Consider the following 16154-nt stretch of genomic DNA (forward strand, 5'->3'; position numbering starts at 1 on the left):
GTGACTCTTTTGAACTTCGCCGCAAATTCCCGATCCTTACTTCAGTTCCCCCTGAGCTTCTTCACGCGCGCGAGAACGTCCGGAGGCTGCTCCAGGACGCGTTGAGCCAATTTCTGCAACTTCGCCGCTTACGGGATCGACTTCCATTTTTCCCTTTTTCCGCTTCGGCAAGCAGCTCGGGGGCCTTGAGCCGGTATCGATTAATCGATATGTCCTTGCCCGAGCTGATGTCACCGAGGCCCGGGCGCGGCCTCTCCCGGCACGCGACTGTTCCACCTGGGAAACGGAATGCAGAGCGAACCTTCCTGTTCCCTCCGCTCACTCGGCGCCCCGAGGTCTCGATCGGGTGCGAAATTAGCCTATAGGACTTAGGCGGACTTCCCTTTCAACCGCTCCGCCTCTTCTAACACCGTGCGCTGCATGACGGCGTGGAGATCGACCGAGGTCATCGCGCAATATTCCATGCCATAAGTCGGCCGCTCTTCCGCGATGCCGTCCTGGAGAAGCCGCTGAAGAACCGTACGATTGAATTGCCCGTGGCCCATCACGCCTTCCTCGTGCTCTTCAAGGTCCGCTTCGTGGTGGGTGGAAAAATAGGTCGCCTGATCTTTCGAGAAGCCGTAGTGAGTCGTCAGCGCCTTGAACCAATCGCCCGCCCAGTGGCCGATGCGCTCCTCCGTTGTGACGGAGGAGTACCATTCGGCCGCGGTTCCTTCGTACATGACGCCGCGCATGAAATCGATCTTGGCGCGGAACTCCGAGAGCAGCGGCTGCGTGAACACTTCTTCTTCCGTAAGTCCCAGCGCCTTGGCGGTCTGCATCATGACGAGATAGTGGCCCGGCGGCTTGGGGTGGATGAACTCGTCCGCGATCTTTTCGCCGAGCGGCGCCATCAGATCCCGATGACTTTTGAAAAACGGCAGAAACCTTTGATAGGAGCAGGCGGTGAGAGTATTGATCTCGATCGTCCAGGCGCCCCAGTTTGTGAAAAAGAGCTGGATGGTCGAAAGCGGCAGCTTGCCGGTCATGAGCTGCTGCATGAACGGAGAGCGGGTCACCCGCGCTTCCCAGCGCTTCGCTACTTTGCCGTAAAGCTCGTCAACCAGCGCTTTGGCTTCCGCCGGCTTCACCTTCACGCCCGGTGTGATCTTCATGCTTTCGTCTCCCGTCTCCAGCCGTCGGCTTCAACGCTAAGCGCATGGCACAAAGGCTTGGCGCTCTGCTCTTGGCTCCTTGCGCCGTCGCTCTATTGGCGAATTCCCAATTCCTTCTGCGCCTGGCGCAGCAGAGAAAAATCTCTTACGTCGGCCAAAGGCTTCTTCCCTTCCGTCAGCCGCTCCCATTCGAAGTCCGTGATCTCGCCGTTGCGCGCCAAGGAAACCAACAAAAGCTGATACGAGTGCGCGGCCATCTGCGGCGACTGGCTGAGCCAGCGCATCCTGATGTTGATGGTTTCCTGTTTGTTCTCGAAGATAAAATTCTGCGACTTGAGCAGGGCGCGGAGGAGCTGCTTCACCAACTGAGGCTTTTCTTGCAGCCAGCGATGGCCGACGGCGATGCCGGAAGTCGGCAGAGCGTACTTCACGTCTTCCGGACCGCCGAGAACGTTGAAGCCCTCGTCCTTGAGCAGCAGGTCGTGCGGCGAGGAAATCGAGCTGGCATCGACCATTCCCGTGCGCAGGGCCTGCGCCCGCAGCGGCGCGTCGCCCACGGCGAGGATTTGAAGCTGAGCCGGGTTGAATCCCTTGGAGCGGAGAATCTCCTCCGCCGCCGTCTGATCCGTGCCGAGCAGCGTGGAGACGGCGAGCTTTTTGCCTTTGAGCTCCTGGACGTCTTTGATGTCGCCCCGCGCGACCAAAAAGTGTTCCGACTTTTTGACCGATACCGCCACGAACTTGAGCGGCAACCCCTGGAGGACGCCGCGCAGCGTGCTGCCGAAGGTCGAGGTGAAATCCAGATCGCCGTTCATCACCGCCATCGCGCCGAGCCGCGGATTCACCTGGATCATCTCCATGTCGAGGCCTTCCTCTTTGAAATATCCCCTCACCGCCGCGACCTGGAACGGCGTGACCGAGTTGCTGCGGCTGGAATAAGAGAGCCTGACCTTTTGCGCCTGAGCGCCCGGCGACGCGGCGGGAGTGCTCAGGGCGAAGATAAAGAGCCAAACGAGGCATAAAATTGCGGACCGCACTGCTACTCCTATCCGAGATGATTCCTACTTCGGTTTACTTGATCCTTTCCATCTCATCCGCCAGCGCGCCGCGAAACGCCCGGTCGATCTGCAGCGATTCCCGCGCGCCGTTAATCACCGAGTCGTAACTGCCGTCGTCTACGACGTAGCGCTCGAACACGCTCCACATCATATCCGAGTGCTCGCGGTCCGCCGCCTTGTGCACATCGACCGAGGGCATGTCCTTCCAGTCGAGACCGAGCTCGGCACGCCACTTTTGGCCGATGCGATAGGAAAGCCCTCCGCCTTTGACGATCTGGTTGTTGTTTCTCCTCTCGAGGATCGACGAAGAAGCGAGCGCCGCGAGCCAATCCTGTCGCGTGGCGAGATAGACCCACGCATACTGGGCGGCGCGCGCCTGGGGAATAGGCTCGGCCCGCGCGACCTCCTCCGGGGCGATTCCCAGCAGCTCGCATTCCTTGATCTGGAGCGAATAATGATCCGTGTCGCACCGCGGGTCGCTCACGAGCTCGTCCTGCTCGTGCTGCCAGATGACCCGCTTGACGTCGAGCGGGCTCGCGCCCGACACGTAGCCCCAGCAGTCTCTCCGGTTGCTCGTGTAGAACGCCATGTGCAGCGCCAGAAAACGGGCCCGATTCAGATTATAGCGGATGGCGAGAAAGCGCATGAACTCAGGCGTCTCAAACTGCGCGTTGACCATTCGGTCCAGCTCCGCGCGTAATTGCTCCGAACGGGACATCATGCCTCCAGGCCTTGGATTTTCAAACCCGCCTCTGCCGTTGCTCCGACATTCATCTCACGGCAAGAAACTCGTTGTAAAGCTTCATATACCGGCTGTAGTCCCCTTCCGGCTTAATCACGTGCAGATTATCGCTCTCGAGAAGCTGGTCGATATCCTTGGAGGGGCTCTTGACGCCGCGCCGCAATGGGATCTTCCCGGCTCTGGCCAGCGCCTGCTGCCCCTCCTGAGAGAGATAAAAATCGACCAGCAGGCGCGCGGCGGCCGGATGGAGCGGGTTTCTCACCGCCGCGACCGTGGAGATCGTTGCGAACGTGGGAGAGCTGGGAAGCCAATCGACGGGCGCCCCTTTTCGTTTCATCGCATCGACCTTGGATACCTGCGCAAAAATGGTCAGAGGGTATTCGCCCGCGGCCAGGAGATTGACCATGTGAGTGTAGCCTTCCACCAGCCTCAACTCCTGTTGGCTCAACTTTTTGAGATAAGCCGCTCCCTGCTCCTCGCCGCGCAGAGAGATCATACCGGTAAAGGGATACGGGACTCCACGATTGACGGCCATCTGCCCTTTGAATTGCGGCTTGAGATATTCATCGTAATTTTTCGGCGCCGCCGCCTTCGAGATCATCTTAGGATTAAAGCCGGTGATGAGCAAATCGGTGGTCATGCCCGACCAGTAACCGTCGGGATCCGAGCTTCCGCTGATGAGATTCTTGGTTTCCGCGGAGCGGTGGGCGGAGAGAACCCCTTGCTGCTTGAAGTAGAGCATCGTCTCCAGGCTGTTTCCCAAAACGTCCGCCTGCACCCTTCCCGCCCGATGCTCTTGCATGACCCGCGCCGCCTGTCGGGCCGAGCTCAGGTAAACGTGACGGATGTTGAGAAAGGGATATTTTTCCTTTGCCGCTTTGCTGAACGCTTCGAAGTCCACCACCGTCATGGTCGTGTAGAGAATGACCTCGCCTTCCTTCTTCGCCTGCTCGACGTTGTCCGTCGCTTGCGCGAAACAGAAAGCGGGCCAGAGAAGGAGCGCCCAAAAAAGGAGATTATGTTTTGGCTTCATGTCTTCTCCTCCAGGATAAACCGGACGAACGTCAGACGCCGAACGCCAGGCTCTTGATGACGACCGGCACGTAATCCTCTCCCGGCACGATCGCTCCGACGTCGATGAAGTCCATCTCGCCGAGCGAGATTTCATCCACGCACGGCATGCTCAGTTCTTTTCCCAGCGCTTCTCCGATGACCCGGCCGATGTTCTGCTCGAAGACGAGCATCTGCGGCCGCTCGGATGCAGGCACCTCCGCCAAAGCGCGGCGTATTCCCGTCGCCAGCTCCTGTGCCGCGCCGTAGCCCAAGAAAGGCGGGGAGATAAAAACCAGCGCGAACGGCGAGCCCTTGACCTCCGGATCCATGGCGGCGATCGTCTTTCGAATCGCCTTTGCGGCTTTATCCGCGATCGGCGCATCCCAACTCACCTGAACCGTCGAGACTCTTAAGTTGTGCAGCGGCAGTGTTTTCGGATTCGGAATGAAGATCGTCTCGCCGCTCATCTGCATCGAATACTGCGACGCGCCGATGACCGTGGCGCGGATGCCTTCGCTCGAATCGAGAACCGCGTAGCGCCGCTTCCGTGCCTGTTCCCGCACCTCTTTCCCGAACAATACGCCGAGATCCCCGAAGCTCCCGGCCTCGCGGCCGTAAATATATTCGGCAACGCCGCCGGAAAAAAGAACCCCGTCGATTTGAGGCGGCAGGGCAAGCGCAGGCATGATCATGATCTCGCTCCACGGCGGCTCGCCGCCGGCGATCAAATCGAAAAGGATTTGCGCCATCTTCGCGGCGACTCCCCTGAGCGTCGGCGCATCGATCGGGTCGCCCAGGGCCAGCTGATAACCGGCATGGCGCAAAAATTTCTTACCGGACTGCTCCAGGCGTCTGATCCGGCCGCTCTTGTCGAAGGCGATCAACCGCGCGCCGATGTTGAGCGCCGTGACGCCGACGACTCTTCCCTTGTCGATCAGGCTCACCTTCGTGGTGCCGCCGCCGACGTCGATGTTGAGAAGCGTCGTTGCCTCTTCGCGGCTGCGGCCGACGGCGCCGGAGCCGTGCGCCGCGAGCAGCGCCTCCAGTCTGGGACCGGCGGTCGCGCACACGAACTGACCCGCCTGGGCGGAAAAAAGCTCGGCGATTTTCTGCGCGTTCTCCCGCCGCGCGGCTTCGCCGGTGATGATGACCGCGCCGGTGTCGATTTGCTCGCGGTTAAGACCCGCGGCGCGGAAGCTGCCGTCGATCAATTCGGCCAGCGGCCCGGCTTCGATGTTCCAGTCCCCCGTGAACGGCGTCAGCAGAACGGGAGAGCGGGCGATCAGCTTTCGCTCTAAAATTTCGGGACGGCGCCGGTGCGCCGACGGATAGCCGATCGCGAGCTGCGAGAACATCAGATGAGAAGTCGAAGAGCCGATATCGATCCCGACGCTGACGAGATGCGTATGCGGCACCGCGCTGCTCTCGTGGTCGTGTCCATGGTGATTATCCATAACAAAATTTTGAATCTTGCCCCTCGTCAGTGTTAAAAAAATCCGTTCTTCAAGGCGGTCAGAAAGGTTTCAGCTGCGCGGCGCGCGAAGGTCCGCGAGCGGAGGCGTACTTTTTTTCAGTACGTTGACGCCATAGCCCGCCACTGGCGGGCGTTCCGCTAACCGGCCGAGCGCGACCATCTTAACGCTATGGCAGATGAGCCTTTATGGCCGCCTTGCTAGTGTAGTGTAGTAATCCGCTGGTTCCCCCTGCTGCGTATGCACGTACCCCGTCGACTCCATGGCGACGCGGCCGGAGTGGACGAGAAATCGCGCCGTCTCCTTGCCGGTGTTGAAGTGCTGGTGCCAGGCGAAGACCGGAATCACCAAGGTGTCGCCTTTCTTCCAATCGTATCTCTGGTCCTCGATGATACTGTAGCCTTCGCCGGAGAGCACGTATTCCGTTTCTTCGTAAATGTGCCGGTGCGCGCCCGAGCGCTTGCCAGCGGGAATTTCCGCGAGCAGAGTGCCCAAGATCTTCACGTGAAAGCCGAGCTTCGGATCGACTGCGTACGCGACCCGTCCCATCGGCGTCAAGCCGAAGCGCAATGTGCTTCCCTTGACCAGCACTTTCCCCGCTCTCCTGCGTTTTTCTTCGTGCTCAGCGTAAGTCAGTTGCTCGTAATAAATCTCCGCGGGACTGGGCTCGCCGCCGTTGCTCGTCTCGGCCGGCTTCCACTTGGCCGAGTCGAACTTGACTCGCGCTTCCGCCGGGATCTCCGCGCCTCCCGGCACTAGCGTCTTCATCGCCTCCTCGCCTTTCTGCGCGAAGATCCAGTACTCGGGATATTTTTCTTCTTCGTAGATCGCGATGCCCATCGCCATCGACAGCGGGCCCGTCGTCGCCGCCAGATAGACCAGCTCGTCGCCGCTCTCGTTGTGGTGCCGATGCCAGGCAAAGACCGGAACACAAATTAAATCGCCGGCTTGCCAAGGATACTTGATCCCATCAATGACGCTGTAGCCATGCCCTTTGAGAATATAGATGACGGCCTCGACGGTATGGCGGTGGCCCAATTGCCAGCCGCTGAATTCCATCTCCTCGCCGGCGGTGCGGAGATTGATCCAGAAGCGGAAGGTCCGCTGGTTGAAGCCGAGGCGCGGATCGACGATGTAGACGTGGTTGTGGTCTTTGAGCTGCGCGTCGATCTCCTCGGCCCTGACGTGGACCGGCGATTTTTTTCTTCGCTCCAGCTCCTCTTTGCCGAAGCGGATATGCTCCATCCGCATCCGCAAGTGGTCTTCTTTTCGCGCCATCACCATGACGAAATCCCCCTTCTCAAGCGATGCGTAAAAATAGTGTCTCGGAATCGATTTTTGCGCTCGCGATCCCCTGCTCGACGCCGTAGCGAATCAGCGTCTTGATGACTTTTTCGTTCGCCGCCATGCCGTAGCGCCACGGATCGCCGCCGAACATCTCGCGCTCTTCTTCCCACAAATCCCTGATCCACACGAAATTGGAAAACGTCGGGTCTTCGTCGTCCGCCAGCGCCAGCCGTTTCGCTTCGTCCCAGATTTTATAAAGTCTGCGCGCCAGCAAAGGGTGGTCGCGCGCAACCTGCTCCCGGATGACGATCGCGTGGTTGATCGGGAAAATTCCCGTGCGCCGGAAATAATCCATTTCCAGTTCCTTGGTATAAGAGAAGAGCCGGCGAATTCCCCTGGCCGCGATCACGTCGGGAGTAATCAACGCGTCCACCTCTCCCTTGAGAAGGCGCGCGCGCAGGTCGCGCTTTCCGGAGAACGATTCGATGACGGCGCCGGGCGGCGGCGTGAAATCGACCGCTTCTTTTCTGATAACTTTCCAGGCCATGTCCCGGGTTTTGAGTCCGTATTCGTCTCCCAGCAAGCCGCGCGCCCAGAGACCGCAGGTGTTGAGATACGACGGCACGCCGACGGCTTTACCCCTGAGGTCGGCGGCCTCCCGGATGGGCGAATCCTCGCGCAGGTATATAAAGGAGTAGCGGAATCGGCGGTTGGGGAAAACCGGAATAGCCACGAGCGGAGCGCCGTTGCTCTTGAGCGCCAGGTAGAGGGCCAGAGAAAGCTCCGAGGCGTCGAAGTCGCCGGCGAGAAAACGCCGATGGCGCTCGCCGTCGCTCTCGAACGGAACGACCTTGAGCTTGAGGTCGCCCGTATCCACCCTCCCGTCCCATAAAGGCCGGGCGCGGACGTGGTAGCCGGTGGCCAGGACGAGGGGGCGATTTTTTTTCTTTACCGGACGGCTCATTTCAAACCTCGCGCGAACGAATAATCGAAGATCTCGCTCATCGGCAGCGCCTTTTTTCCCAGCTCGCCGCGGCTCTGCGCCCGCTCCAAAAATATATTAACGCGCTCTTCCGGCATCACCAGATCGTCAACCATGACGCCGGCGATGTCATCATACGCTTGCGCAGCGACATCCGGGGCCACCTGCCAGCTCTGTTGAATGTAGGCGACCGTGCCCTGCCGATCCTGGCGCACGGTTTTCAGCGTCTCGCGCAAAGCGAGAAGGAAGCTCCGGATGCGATCCGGCTGTTTCTGGATTTTCTGCCGGCTCGTCACGACGCCGAGCCACGGCGCCTCGATCAGATCGCGGCTGTTCATGAGGACCTTATAGCCCTGGCGCGCCATGAGTCCGGTGAACGGCGGGCTCAGGACCGCGGCCTCGACCGAACCCTGCTGGAGCGCCGTCAGACTCACCGTCGTGCTCCCGGTCTGGATAAAGGTGATTTTTTTCTCATCGACGCCGCTGTTCTCCAGCATCAACGCGCCGTAGCGGTGGCTCTCCGAGCCGATGCGCGAGACCGCGACTTTCTTTCCTTCCAGATCTTTCGGCCGCACGACGTGCGCCGGAGCCAGGAGCGAGAGCAGCGGCGCGCGATAGAGAACCGCCACGGTTTTCAGCGGCATGCCGTTGCTGATCCCGAGGATCGCCGGTCCGATCGCCGGATTGAAATCCAATTCACCGGAGACCAGACCGATCGTCTGGAGATTGCTCTGCATCGAAATAATTTCCAGGTCGATGCCGTGCTTCTCGAAGATCTTTTTATCTTTGCCGTAGTAGAACGGCAGAAACACCACGCTCCGGACGGAGACGCCCAGGCGCATCTTCTCCAATGCAGCAGCGGGAGAGGCTAAGACAATCGCCCCTAAGAGGACAGCGACAGATAATCGGCTTCGCGTAAACATAGGCGTTGATCCTATTTCAGATCCTTCACTTCGTTCAGGATGACGGAGTATGCTCCGAAATGTCATTCTGAGCGAAGCGAAGAATCTCTCCTTAAAAGGATGCAAGTTCACCCTGTTGCGTTATCATCAACCCGATATTTTCCATTGCGGGTCTACCCGTATGCACTAAAAATCTCGCCGGCTCTTTGCCGGTGTTGAAGTGTTGGTGCCAGGAAAACAGCGGGATCGCCAGGGTGTCGCCCTGTTTCCATTCGTAGCGTTTGTCCTCGATGATGCTGTAGCCTTCCCCGGCAAGCACGTGATTCACTTCTTCGTAGAGATGGCGATGAGCGCCGGAGCGTTCCCCCGGCTCGATCTCCGCCACCAAGGTCGACATGACCTTTACATAAAAGCCGAGCTTTGGGTCAACCACTGGCGCGACGCGGCCCATCGGAGTCTTCTCGAACTTGAGATCGCCGCCCTTCACGAGGACCCGGCTCTTTCTGCGCTCGCGCTCTTCGTTCTCGCCGAAGTTCAACTGATCGAAATAAAGTTTTGCCGCGGTCGAATTTTCGAACTGCGCCGGATCCAGTCCCTCGGGCGCCCCCCTCCGGGCTTCGGGAATATCCACCACGCCGGGAAGCAAGGTTTTCTCCGCGCCGTTTTCTTTCTGGGCGAAGATCCAGTATTCGGGATAGCGCTCGTCTTCGTAAATCGCGAGACCGATGCCCATCGACAGCGGCCCGGTCGTCGCCGCGACGTAAACCATGTCTTCGTTCGAAAGATTCACGTGCCGGTGCCAGGCGAAGACGGGAACGCAAATAAAGTCGCCCGCCTCCCAGTCGTATTGGATGCCGTCGATGATGCTGTAGCCGTGGCCTTTGAGCACGTGGATCACCGCCTCGACCGTGTGACGGTGGCCCATGGTCTTCCATTGATTGTTTTCTTCGCCGGGCGGAAAGCCGTTGATCCAGAAGCGCAGGATGCGGGCGTTGAAGCCGAGCCGAGGATCAACCAGCACCACCCAGTTGTGGCCCATGAACTCGCGGTCGATTTTTTCTCTCGGGACGTAAACTGGCGACGTTTCCCGGCGCTTCAGCTCCTCCTTCGCGAACTTCACCATCTCCATGTACATGCGGAGATAGTCGTCGTAACCGGGCGGTTTTCCGGTAGATTTGTCCTTCTCTTCACTCATGACCGCAGCTCAAGCCCCTGGTTCAGCCGCCTCCAAGCCGGCGCGCAGCATCAGGCCATGTAGCTCCACCGACGTCATCGCGCAGTATTCGACGCCGTAAGTCGGCCGCTCGGACGCCATGCCCGATTCCAACAAACGCTGCAGCGCCAGGCGATTGAAGCTGCCGTGGCCCATAACGCCTTCCTCGTGCTCTTCGAGGTCGGCCTCGTAGTGCGTGGCGAAATAAATCGCCTGATCGCGCGTAAAACCGTAATGCTTAGTCAGCGCCTTGTAGCATTCGGCCGACCAGTGGCCGATCTGCTCTTCCGTAGTGATCGAGCCGTACCATTCGGCGGCGGTTCCCTCCGAGAGAACGCCGCGCATGAAATCGATCTTGCCGCGAAACCCGGAGAGCAGCGGCTGAGAGAAGATCTCTTCCTCAGTGAGGCCGAAAGCCTTCGCCGTCTGTAACATGACAAGGAAATGGCCGGGCGGCTTGGGATGAATGAACTCGTCGGCGATCTTCTCGCCGAGCGGCGCCATTAGCTCGCGATGCGTCTTAAAGAACGGCAGGTGGCGCTGATAAGAACAGGCGGCGAGCGTGTTGATCTCGATCGTGTAAGCGCCCCAGTTGCGAAAGAAGCTCCGCCACGCTTCGAGCGGCAGTTTCCCTTCCTTGAGAAGCGTCATGAACGGCGTGCGGTTGACCCGTTCTTCCCACCGGTCGGCAACTTTGCGGTACAGCTCATCGACGACCGCCTTCGCCTTCTCGGATGAAAGTTTCTCGCCGGGTTGAATTCTCAGGCTCACGGAAGTCTCCTATCGTTTCTTTTGCAAGATCTCGTCCCGCGCTTTCTGCGCGAACGACCAGTCGCGTAGCTGGCTCATGGGAACGTCGCGCTCGGTTAGTCCGGAAAACCTTGCCGCGTCGACGGCGCTTTCGAGCACGCCGTCCTCAGCGATGCCGTAGTCCGCCAGCGACTCGCTGACGATCGGATACACCGCGTCGGCCACGCTCCGGTCCAAGCTCAGCCAACTCATCATGAACTTCACCGTCTCTTCGCGCTCGCTTTTCACCCACTGGATGCCGCGGGCGATCGCCTTCATGACGCGGACGACCTCCTGCGGATTTTCTTGCAGCCGCTTCTCGTGCGCGCCCAGGCCGCCTTGCGGCAGATCCATTACTTTGCCGAGCCAGAGCAGGGACCGATAGCCCATTTTTTCCGCCTGGAGGTTGAACGGCGCCACGAGCACCGTGGCTTGTATCGTCCCGCCCTGCAGCGCCGCGAGCCTGCCGGCGCTGCCGCCGACCTGGATGATCGTCACGTCCTTCTTGGGATCGAGGCCGCCCTTCCGCAGCGCGATGCGGATCGCGTAGTCGCTCGCCGCGCCGAAAGAGCTGGTGCCGATGACCTTGCCCTTTAGATCCTGGATGGTGCGGACCGACGGATGCGACACCATCACGTAAGAAGTTTTTTTGATCATCACGCCGACGACCTTGATCGGCAGTCCTCTAACCGCCGCCGTGACCAGAGACGGCAGCGCGGTGGAGTAGTCCAACTGCCCCGTCAGCAGTGCCTTGATGATGATGTCGGCGCTCCGGATCGTGATCATCTCCGGGTCGAGCCCTTCGTCTTTGAAATATCCGCGCTTGGCCGCGATCTCACTGGGGAGCGTCGTGATGCTTGGCGTCGTCGAGCCGATGCGGATGCGTTTGAGCGACTGCGCGTGCAGCGGAGAAGCGACAAGAAGCGCGAGCGCGAGAATTATCGGCAGGACGAAAACAGCCCCCTCACCTTTATCCTCTCCCCCGATGGGGGAGAGGAAGGAATAGGGGAAGTTGAGAAATCGCCGCTGCATGCGTCCCATCCTTATCATACTCTTAACCCTCTCCCTTCGAGGGAGAGGGAATGGGTGAGGGTTCCGCCGACTCGCCCTGCTGCGTCACCGCGTAGCCGAGGTTTTCCATGGCGATGCGATTGGTATGGACGAGGAACCGCGCCGGCTCGTTCCCGGTATTAAAGTGCTGGTACCAGGCGAAGATCGGTATCGACAGCGCGTCGCCCGCCTTCCAATCGTAGCGCCGGTCTTCGATGATCGAGGTGCCGCGGCCCGCGACCACATAATTGATCTCTTCGTAAACGTGCCGGTGCGCGCCGGATTTTTCGCCGGGCAAAATCTCGGCGATCAAGCTGGAAACCGTCTTGACGTAACAGCCGCGCTTGGGCTCGACCGCCAGCGCCACTCTCCCCATCGGCGTTTTCTCGAAAACCAAATCTTTTCCTCGGTGTGATCGTCTCGGGTGATGTTCACCACGAGTATTTTCCGATCCTTTCGGGTTCAAGCAGTTTGTACCCTGGAAGTGGAAACGGGGCAAGGCCTGTGTTATAGAAAATCAGAACTCCATTGATTCTTCCCAACACGAAATTTTTGCCGACACATGAGACGACCTGAACCGTTCGAGATCTTCCAGCCCGCTTCGCTTCGAGAAGCCAGCGCGCTCGTCAAAGACAAAGGCCAGGGCGGGCGTTTTCTCGCCGGCGGCACCGACCTCGTCATCGCCGTCAAAGAAAAAAGCTTCTCGCCGAATTACGTCGTGGATCTCAAGCGCATCCCCGGCCTTTCCGGCATCCGCGAAGAGAGCGACGGAAGCGTGGCGATCGGCGCGCTGACGACGATGCGCGAGGTCGAAACCTCGCCGGTGGTTCTCAAAAAATATCCTTTTCTCGCGCAGAGCGCGGCAGAAGTGGGCTCAATCCAAATTCGCAATCGCGCCACCATCGGCGGCAACATGGCGAACGCGACGCCGTCGGCCGACGTCGCTCCCGCCCTTCTTGTCCTCGACGCCACGGCAAAGATCGCCGGCCTGAACGGCGAGCGGACGATCGAGCTGGAACAATTTTTCCGCGGCCCAGGCCAGACCGTAATGGCTGCCGAAGAAATTCTTACTTCCATAATCATTCCTCCGGTGAGCCCCTCGTTGGTCGGTGAGTACATCAAGTTCTCGCCGCGCGAAATGATGGACCTCGCCTACGTCGGTGTCGCGGTCGCGCTGGTCCTGAACGGCGGCCAAAAACGCTGCGCGAAAGCCCGCATCTCTCTCTGCGCGGTCTCGCCCACGCCGATGCGGGCGCGTCGCGCGGAGGCGCTGCTGGAAAATCAAATCATGACGGAAGAGCTGGCGGAGCGAGCGGGCGCGGAGGCGGCCGCGGAATCGAAACCGATCAGCGACGTGCGCTCGTCGGCCGACTACCGCAGAGAAATGGTCCGCGTGAACACCAAGCGCGCGCTGCTCAACGCCGTCGCCGGCAGAGCCGAGTCGTGGATGGGGCGAAGGGATAGAAGGTACTAAGGCGTATGAAAAAAAAGATTCGGATCACGTTGAACGGCAGGAAAACCGACCTTGAAGTCCCGACGCACCGTCTTCTGCTTGATTTGCTCCGCGACGAGATCGGCCTCACGGGAACCAAAGAAGGCTGCGGCACCGGCGACTGCGGCGCTTGCACGGTCTTGCTGAACGGGAAGCCGGTGAACTCCTGCCTCATCTTCTCAGGCGAGCTCGACGGCGAAGACATCGTCACGATCGAGGGCTTGAAGATCGGCCCGGAGTTGCATCCGGTCCAGCAGGCGTTCATCCAGGACGGCGGCGTTCAGTGCGGCTACTGCACCTCGGGCATGCTCATGATGTCCAAGGCGCTGCTCGACGAGAATCCCGATCCCAGCGAGGAAGACATCCGCTTCGCGATCTCCGGCAATCTCTGCCGCTGCACCGGCTACGCGAAGATCGTCAAAGCGGTCCAGGATGCGGGACGGGAATTGCGCGCGAAGCGCGGGGGTGCGTAGTCGAGTCGATATACTTTTTTACTTTGCGACCTTGGCGTCTTGGCGCGACCCTCACCCCTTCCCTCTCCCTCAGGGAGAGGGTTGGGTGAGGGAATCTCGCGCAAAGCCGCGAAGGGCGCCAACAAGAAGGATGACTAATTACGGAGTCGATTGATATGGAAGAGCTTACCGTCGTCGGAAAACCGGTCACGCGCGTGGACGCCGATGAAAAAGTCACCGGCGAAGCAGTCTACGGCTACGATCTCGTTTTGCCGAACATGCTTTACGGCAAAGTACTTTTCAGCCCCAAGGCGCACGCCAGAATCAAGCGCATCGATACGGAGAAGGCAAAAAAATATCCCGGCGTCGTCGCCGTGATCACCGGAAAAGACGCGCCGTGGATTCACGGCGAATCGATCCGCGACAAACCGTTCCTCGCGCAGGACAAAGTCCGCTACATCGGCGAGCCGGTCGCAGCGGTCGCCGCCGTCGATGAAGACACGGCGCAAGCCGCCGCGCGGCTCATTGAAGTCGAGTACGAGGATCTCCCCGTCTACGTAAATCCCGAAGACGCTTGTAAGGCCGGCGCCGTCGCGATTCACGAAAACTTCGCGAGCTATCGCAAGATGGAATCCATCACGCCCGGGACTCAGCCGAACGTCTGCGAGCACTTCAAGCTCAGGACCGGCGACGTCGAGAAAGGATTCCGCGAATCCGATCTCGTCCTCGAAGAGCGCTACACCGTGCCGATCATCCAGCACGCGGCGATGGAGCCGCACTCCGCTCACGCTGAGGTCGATCCCGCGAGCGGCCGAGTCACGATCTGGGTCGCCAACGACGCGCCGTTCCGTGCGCTGCACGAGATTTCCGAGGCGCTCGATCTTCCGAAAGAGAAAATTCGCTTCATCAATCCACTGCAGGGCGGCGGCTTCGGCTCCAAGGGCGGGCTCAAGGTCGAGCCGATCGCCGTGGCGCTCGCCTTTCATACGAATGGCCGGCCGGTGCGCGTAAAGTTCAACCGCGAGGAAACTTTCATCTCCACGCTCACGCGCCACGGCGCGATTGTCCGGGTGAAAAGCGGCGTAAAGAAAGACGGCTCGCTCCGCGCCCGCGAGATGACCCTCTACTGGGGCGGCGGCGCGTACGCCGAGAAGAGCCCGACGGTCTGCATCCGCGGGAGCCTCCCCGCGCCGGGGCCTTATCGCATCCCGCACGTGAAGGTGGACGGCTACGCTGTCTATACCAACGCGCCGGTCGCCGGCTCGTACCGCGGCTACGGCATCCCGCAGGGAGCATGGGCGGTCGAGCAGCACACCGACGAGCTGGCGAAGCGATTGGGAATCGACCCGCTCGCGTTCCGCATGAAAAATGTTTTCGTGGACGGCGACCTCTCGTATTGGGGAGAGCAACTCCACAGCGTCGGCCTCAAAGAGACTTTGACCAAAGCCGCCGAAGCGATCGAGTGGGGACAAAAGGGTTCAAGGGTTGAAGGATCGAAGGGTTTAAGGGTTGGGAAGGGAATCGCCTGCATCTCCAAGCCCACGCGCACGCCGACGACTTCCAGCGCCGGCGTGATCGTCAACGCCAGAGGCGAAGCGACCGTCCTCGCCGGAACGGTCGAGATCGGCCAGGGCTGCAATACGATCCTCTCTCAAGTCGCAGCGGAGGAGCTCAAGTTGCCGATCGAGAAAGTCCGCATGGCGCCGCTCGACACCGACGCGATCCCGTTCGATGCCTCGACGACTTCGAGCCGAAGCACGTACCACATGGGCAACGCGGTGCGCGGCGCGGCGATCGACGCGCGCGACAAGCTGGCCGAGATGGCCGCGCCGATGCTTGAAGCGAAGAAGGAAGAAATCGCCTTCGCCGACGGCAAGGTCTTTTTAAAGAACCATCCTGAGATGGCGCTCACGGTCGGCGAAGTCGTGCGCAGAAAACTCGGCGCGGAGGGAACCGTTCGCGGCGACGCCTCGTACACGTATCAGATCGCGAAGGACCTCGATCTCGAGACCGGCCACAGCGATCACGCGTCGGCATTTTATATGTACGCGACGCAGGCAGCGGAAGTCGCCGTGGACGAGGAGACCGGGCGCGCGCGCCTCCTGCGCATGTCGGCTGCGCACGACGTCGGCAAGGCGATCAACCCGCTCAACTGCGTGGCGCAGATCGAAGGCGGCCTCGCGATGGGCATCGGCTCGGCATTGCATGAGCACCTGGTCGTCGATGAGAACGGAAAAGTGCGCAACCCTTCGTTCCTCGACTACCATCTCGTCACCTCGCTCGATCTGCCGGAAATGATTTCGATCATCGTCGAATGCGCCGAGCCCGAAGGGCCTTACGGCGCGAAGGGCCTGGGCGAGCCGGGACTGGCACCGACGCCCGCGGCCATCGGCAACGCGGTCGCCGATGCGATCGACGTCCGAGTCTACGACCTGCCGCTGAGCCCGGAGCGGATTTACTGGGCGATGCAGCAGAAGAAGAAAAAAACAGCGGCGTGAAGGTCATTCC

At 60.2% G+C, this 16154-nt stretch carries 15 protein-coding genes; 3 read left to right on the forward strand and 12 right to left on the reverse strand.

The features are described from left to right. Nucleotides 1–368 precede the first annotated feature (368 nt). The 12 genes from VGL70_02385 to VGL70_02440 all read right to left on the reverse strand — a co-directional run bounded on the left by VGL70_02385 (nt 369) and on the right by VGL70_02440 (nt 12099). Nucleotides 369–1154, reverse strand: coding sequence for a hypothetical protein (locus VGL70_02385; protein ID HEY3302365.1), 786 nt, complete (start codon nt 1152–1154; stop codon nt 369–371). A gap of 92 nt (nt 1155–1246) precedes the next feature. Then, nucleotides 1247–2191 (reverse strand): ABC transporter substrate-binding protein, encoded by a 945-nt coding sequence (locus VGL70_02390; protein HEY3302366.1) that lies wholly within the window; start codon nt 2189–2191, stop codon nt 1247–1249. Between the two features lie 34 nt (nt 2192–2225). Beyond that, nucleotides 2226–2933 carry an iron-containing redox enzyme family protein gene (locus VGL70_02395; GenBank protein HEY3302367.1) on the reverse strand — a complete coding sequence of 236 codons (708 nt, stop codon included), beginning with the start codon at nt 2931–2933 and terminating at the stop codon, nt 2226–2228. A gap of 49 nt (nt 2934–2982) precedes the next feature. Continuing rightward, the gene (locus VGL70_02400) at nt 2983–3987 is read right to left on the reverse strand and encodes an ABC transporter substrate-binding protein (GenBank protein ID HEY3302368.1); all 1005 of its coding nucleotides are present in this window, start codon (nt 3985–3987) and stop codon (nt 2983–2985) included. Nucleotides 3988–4018: 31 nt separating this feature from the next. Beyond that, the gene (locus tag VGL70_02405) at nt 4019–5461 is read right to left on the reverse strand and encodes an ethanolamine ammonia-lyase reactivating factor EutA (GenBank protein HEY3302369.1); all 1443 of its coding nucleotides are present in this window, start codon (nt 5459–5461) and stop codon (nt 4019–4021) included. Between the two features lie 204 nt (nt 5462–5665). Next, entirely contained in the window at nt 5666–6757 is a 1092-nt protein-coding gene (locus tag VGL70_02410) for a cupin domain-containing protein (protein HEY3302370.1), read from the reverse strand. Nucleotides 6758–6779: 22 nt separating this feature from the next. Further along, nucleotides 6780–7730 carry a PhnD/SsuA/transferrin family substrate-binding protein gene (locus tag VGL70_02415; GenBank protein HEY3302371.1) on the reverse strand — a complete coding sequence of 317 codons (951 nt, stop codon included), beginning with the start codon at nt 7728–7730 and terminating at the stop codon, nt 6780–6782. Next, complete coding sequence (locus VGL70_02420; GenBank protein HEY3302372.1) at nt 7727–8590, reverse strand: ABC transporter substrate-binding protein; 864 nt, start codon at nt 8588–8590, stop codon at nt 7727–7729. Before VGL70_02420 ends, VGL70_02415 begins: the two co-directional genes overlap by 4 nt. Before the next feature lie 172 nt (nt 8591–8762). Further along, nucleotides 8763–9845, reverse strand: coding sequence for a cupin domain-containing protein (locus tag VGL70_02425; protein ID HEY3302373.1), 1083 nt, complete (start codon nt 9843–9845; stop codon nt 8763–8765). Between the two features lie 9 nt (nt 9846–9854). Next, on the reverse strand, nt 9855–10634 hold the full coding sequence (locus tag VGL70_02430) for a hypothetical protein (protein HEY3302374.1): 780 nt from the start codon (nt 10632–10634) through the stop codon (nt 9855–9857). A 9-nt stretch (nt 10635–10643) separates the two neighbouring features. After that, nucleotides 10644–11684 (reverse strand): ABC transporter substrate-binding protein, encoded by a 1041-nt coding sequence (locus VGL70_02435; GenBank protein ID HEY3302375.1) that lies wholly within the window; start codon nt 11682–11684, stop codon nt 10644–10646. Nucleotides 11685–11706: 22 nt separating this feature from the next. After that, the gene (locus tag VGL70_02440; protein HEY3302376.1) at nt 11707–12099 is read right to left on the reverse strand and encodes a cupin domain-containing protein; all 393 of its coding nucleotides are present in this window, start codon (nt 12097–12099) and stop codon (nt 11707–11709) included. Nucleotides 12100–12264: 165 nt separating this feature from the next. Between VGL70_02440 and VGL70_02445 the strand changes: the two genes are divergently transcribed. From VGL70_02445 to VGL70_02455, 3 genes are all read left to right on the forward strand, one after another. Then, nucleotides 12265–13176: a xanthine dehydrogenase family protein subunit M gene (locus VGL70_02445; GenBank protein ID HEY3302377.1), complete on the forward strand. Its 912-nt coding sequence runs from the start codon at nt 12265–12267 to the stop codon at nt 13174–13176. A 5-nt stretch (nt 13177–13181) separates the two neighbouring features. Continuing rightward, nucleotides 13182–13667, forward strand: coding sequence for a (2Fe-2S)-binding protein (locus VGL70_02450; protein HEY3302378.1), 486 nt, complete (start codon nt 13182–13184; stop codon nt 13665–13667). A gap of 155 nt (nt 13668–13822) precedes the next feature. After that, nucleotides 13823–16144, forward strand: coding sequence for a molybdopterin cofactor-binding domain-containing protein (locus VGL70_02455; protein HEY3302379.1), 2322 nt, complete (start codon nt 13823–13825; stop codon nt 16142–16144). Nucleotides 16145–16154: the final 10 nt, after the last annotated feature.

It is taken from the genome of Candidatus Binatia bacterium (genome assembly GCA_036504975.1).
Taxonomy (GTDB): Bacteria; Desulfobacterota; Binatia; order UBA9968; family UBA9968; genus JAJPJQ01.

Coding starts and splice junctions, on each gene's coding strand:
- VGL70_02405 (HEY3302369.1), bottom strand. CDS start 5,461: ATGGATAATCACCATGGACACGACCACGAGAGCAGCGCGGTGCCGCAT.
- VGL70_02420 (HEY3302372.1), bottom strand. CDS start 8,590: ATGCGCCTGGGCGTCTCCGTCCGGAGCGTGGTGTTTCTGCCGTTCTAC.
- VGL70_02385 (HEY3302365.1), bottom strand. CDS start 1,154: ATGAAGATCACACCGGGCGTGAAGGTGAAGCCGGCGGAAGCCAAAGCG.
- VGL70_02445 (HEY3302377.1), top strand. CDS start 12,265: ATGAGACGACCTGAACCGTTCGAGATCTTCCAGCCCGCTTCGCTTCGA.
- VGL70_02435 (HEY3302375.1), bottom strand. CDS start 11,684: ATGCAGCGGCGATTTCTCAACTTCCCCTATTCCTTCCTCTCCCCCATC.
- VGL70_02415 (HEY3302371.1), bottom strand. CDS start 7,730: ATGAGCCGTCCGGTAAAGAAAAAAAATCGCCCCCTCGTCCTGGCCACC.
- VGL70_02395 (HEY3302367.1), bottom strand. CDS start 2,933: ATGATGTCCCGTTCGGAGCAATTACGCGCGGAGCTGGACCGAATGGTC.
- VGL70_02450 (HEY3302378.1), top strand. CDS start 13,182: ATGAAAAAAAAGATTCGGATCACGTTGAACGGCAGGAAAACCGACCTT.
- VGL70_02410 (HEY3302370.1), bottom strand. CDS start 6,757: ATGGCGCGAAAAGAAGACCACTTGCGGATGCGGATGGAGCATATCCGC.
- VGL70_02455 (HEY3302379.1), top strand. CDS start 13,823: ATGGAAGAGCTTACCGTCGTCGGAAAACCGGTCACGCGCGTGGACGCC.
- VGL70_02425 (HEY3302373.1), bottom strand. CDS start 9,845: ATGAGTGAAGAGAAGGACAAATCTACCGGAAAACCGCCCGGTTACGAC.
- VGL70_02400 (HEY3302368.1), bottom strand. CDS start 3,987: ATGAAGCCAAAACATAATCTCCTTTTTTGGGCGCTCCTTCTCTGGCCC.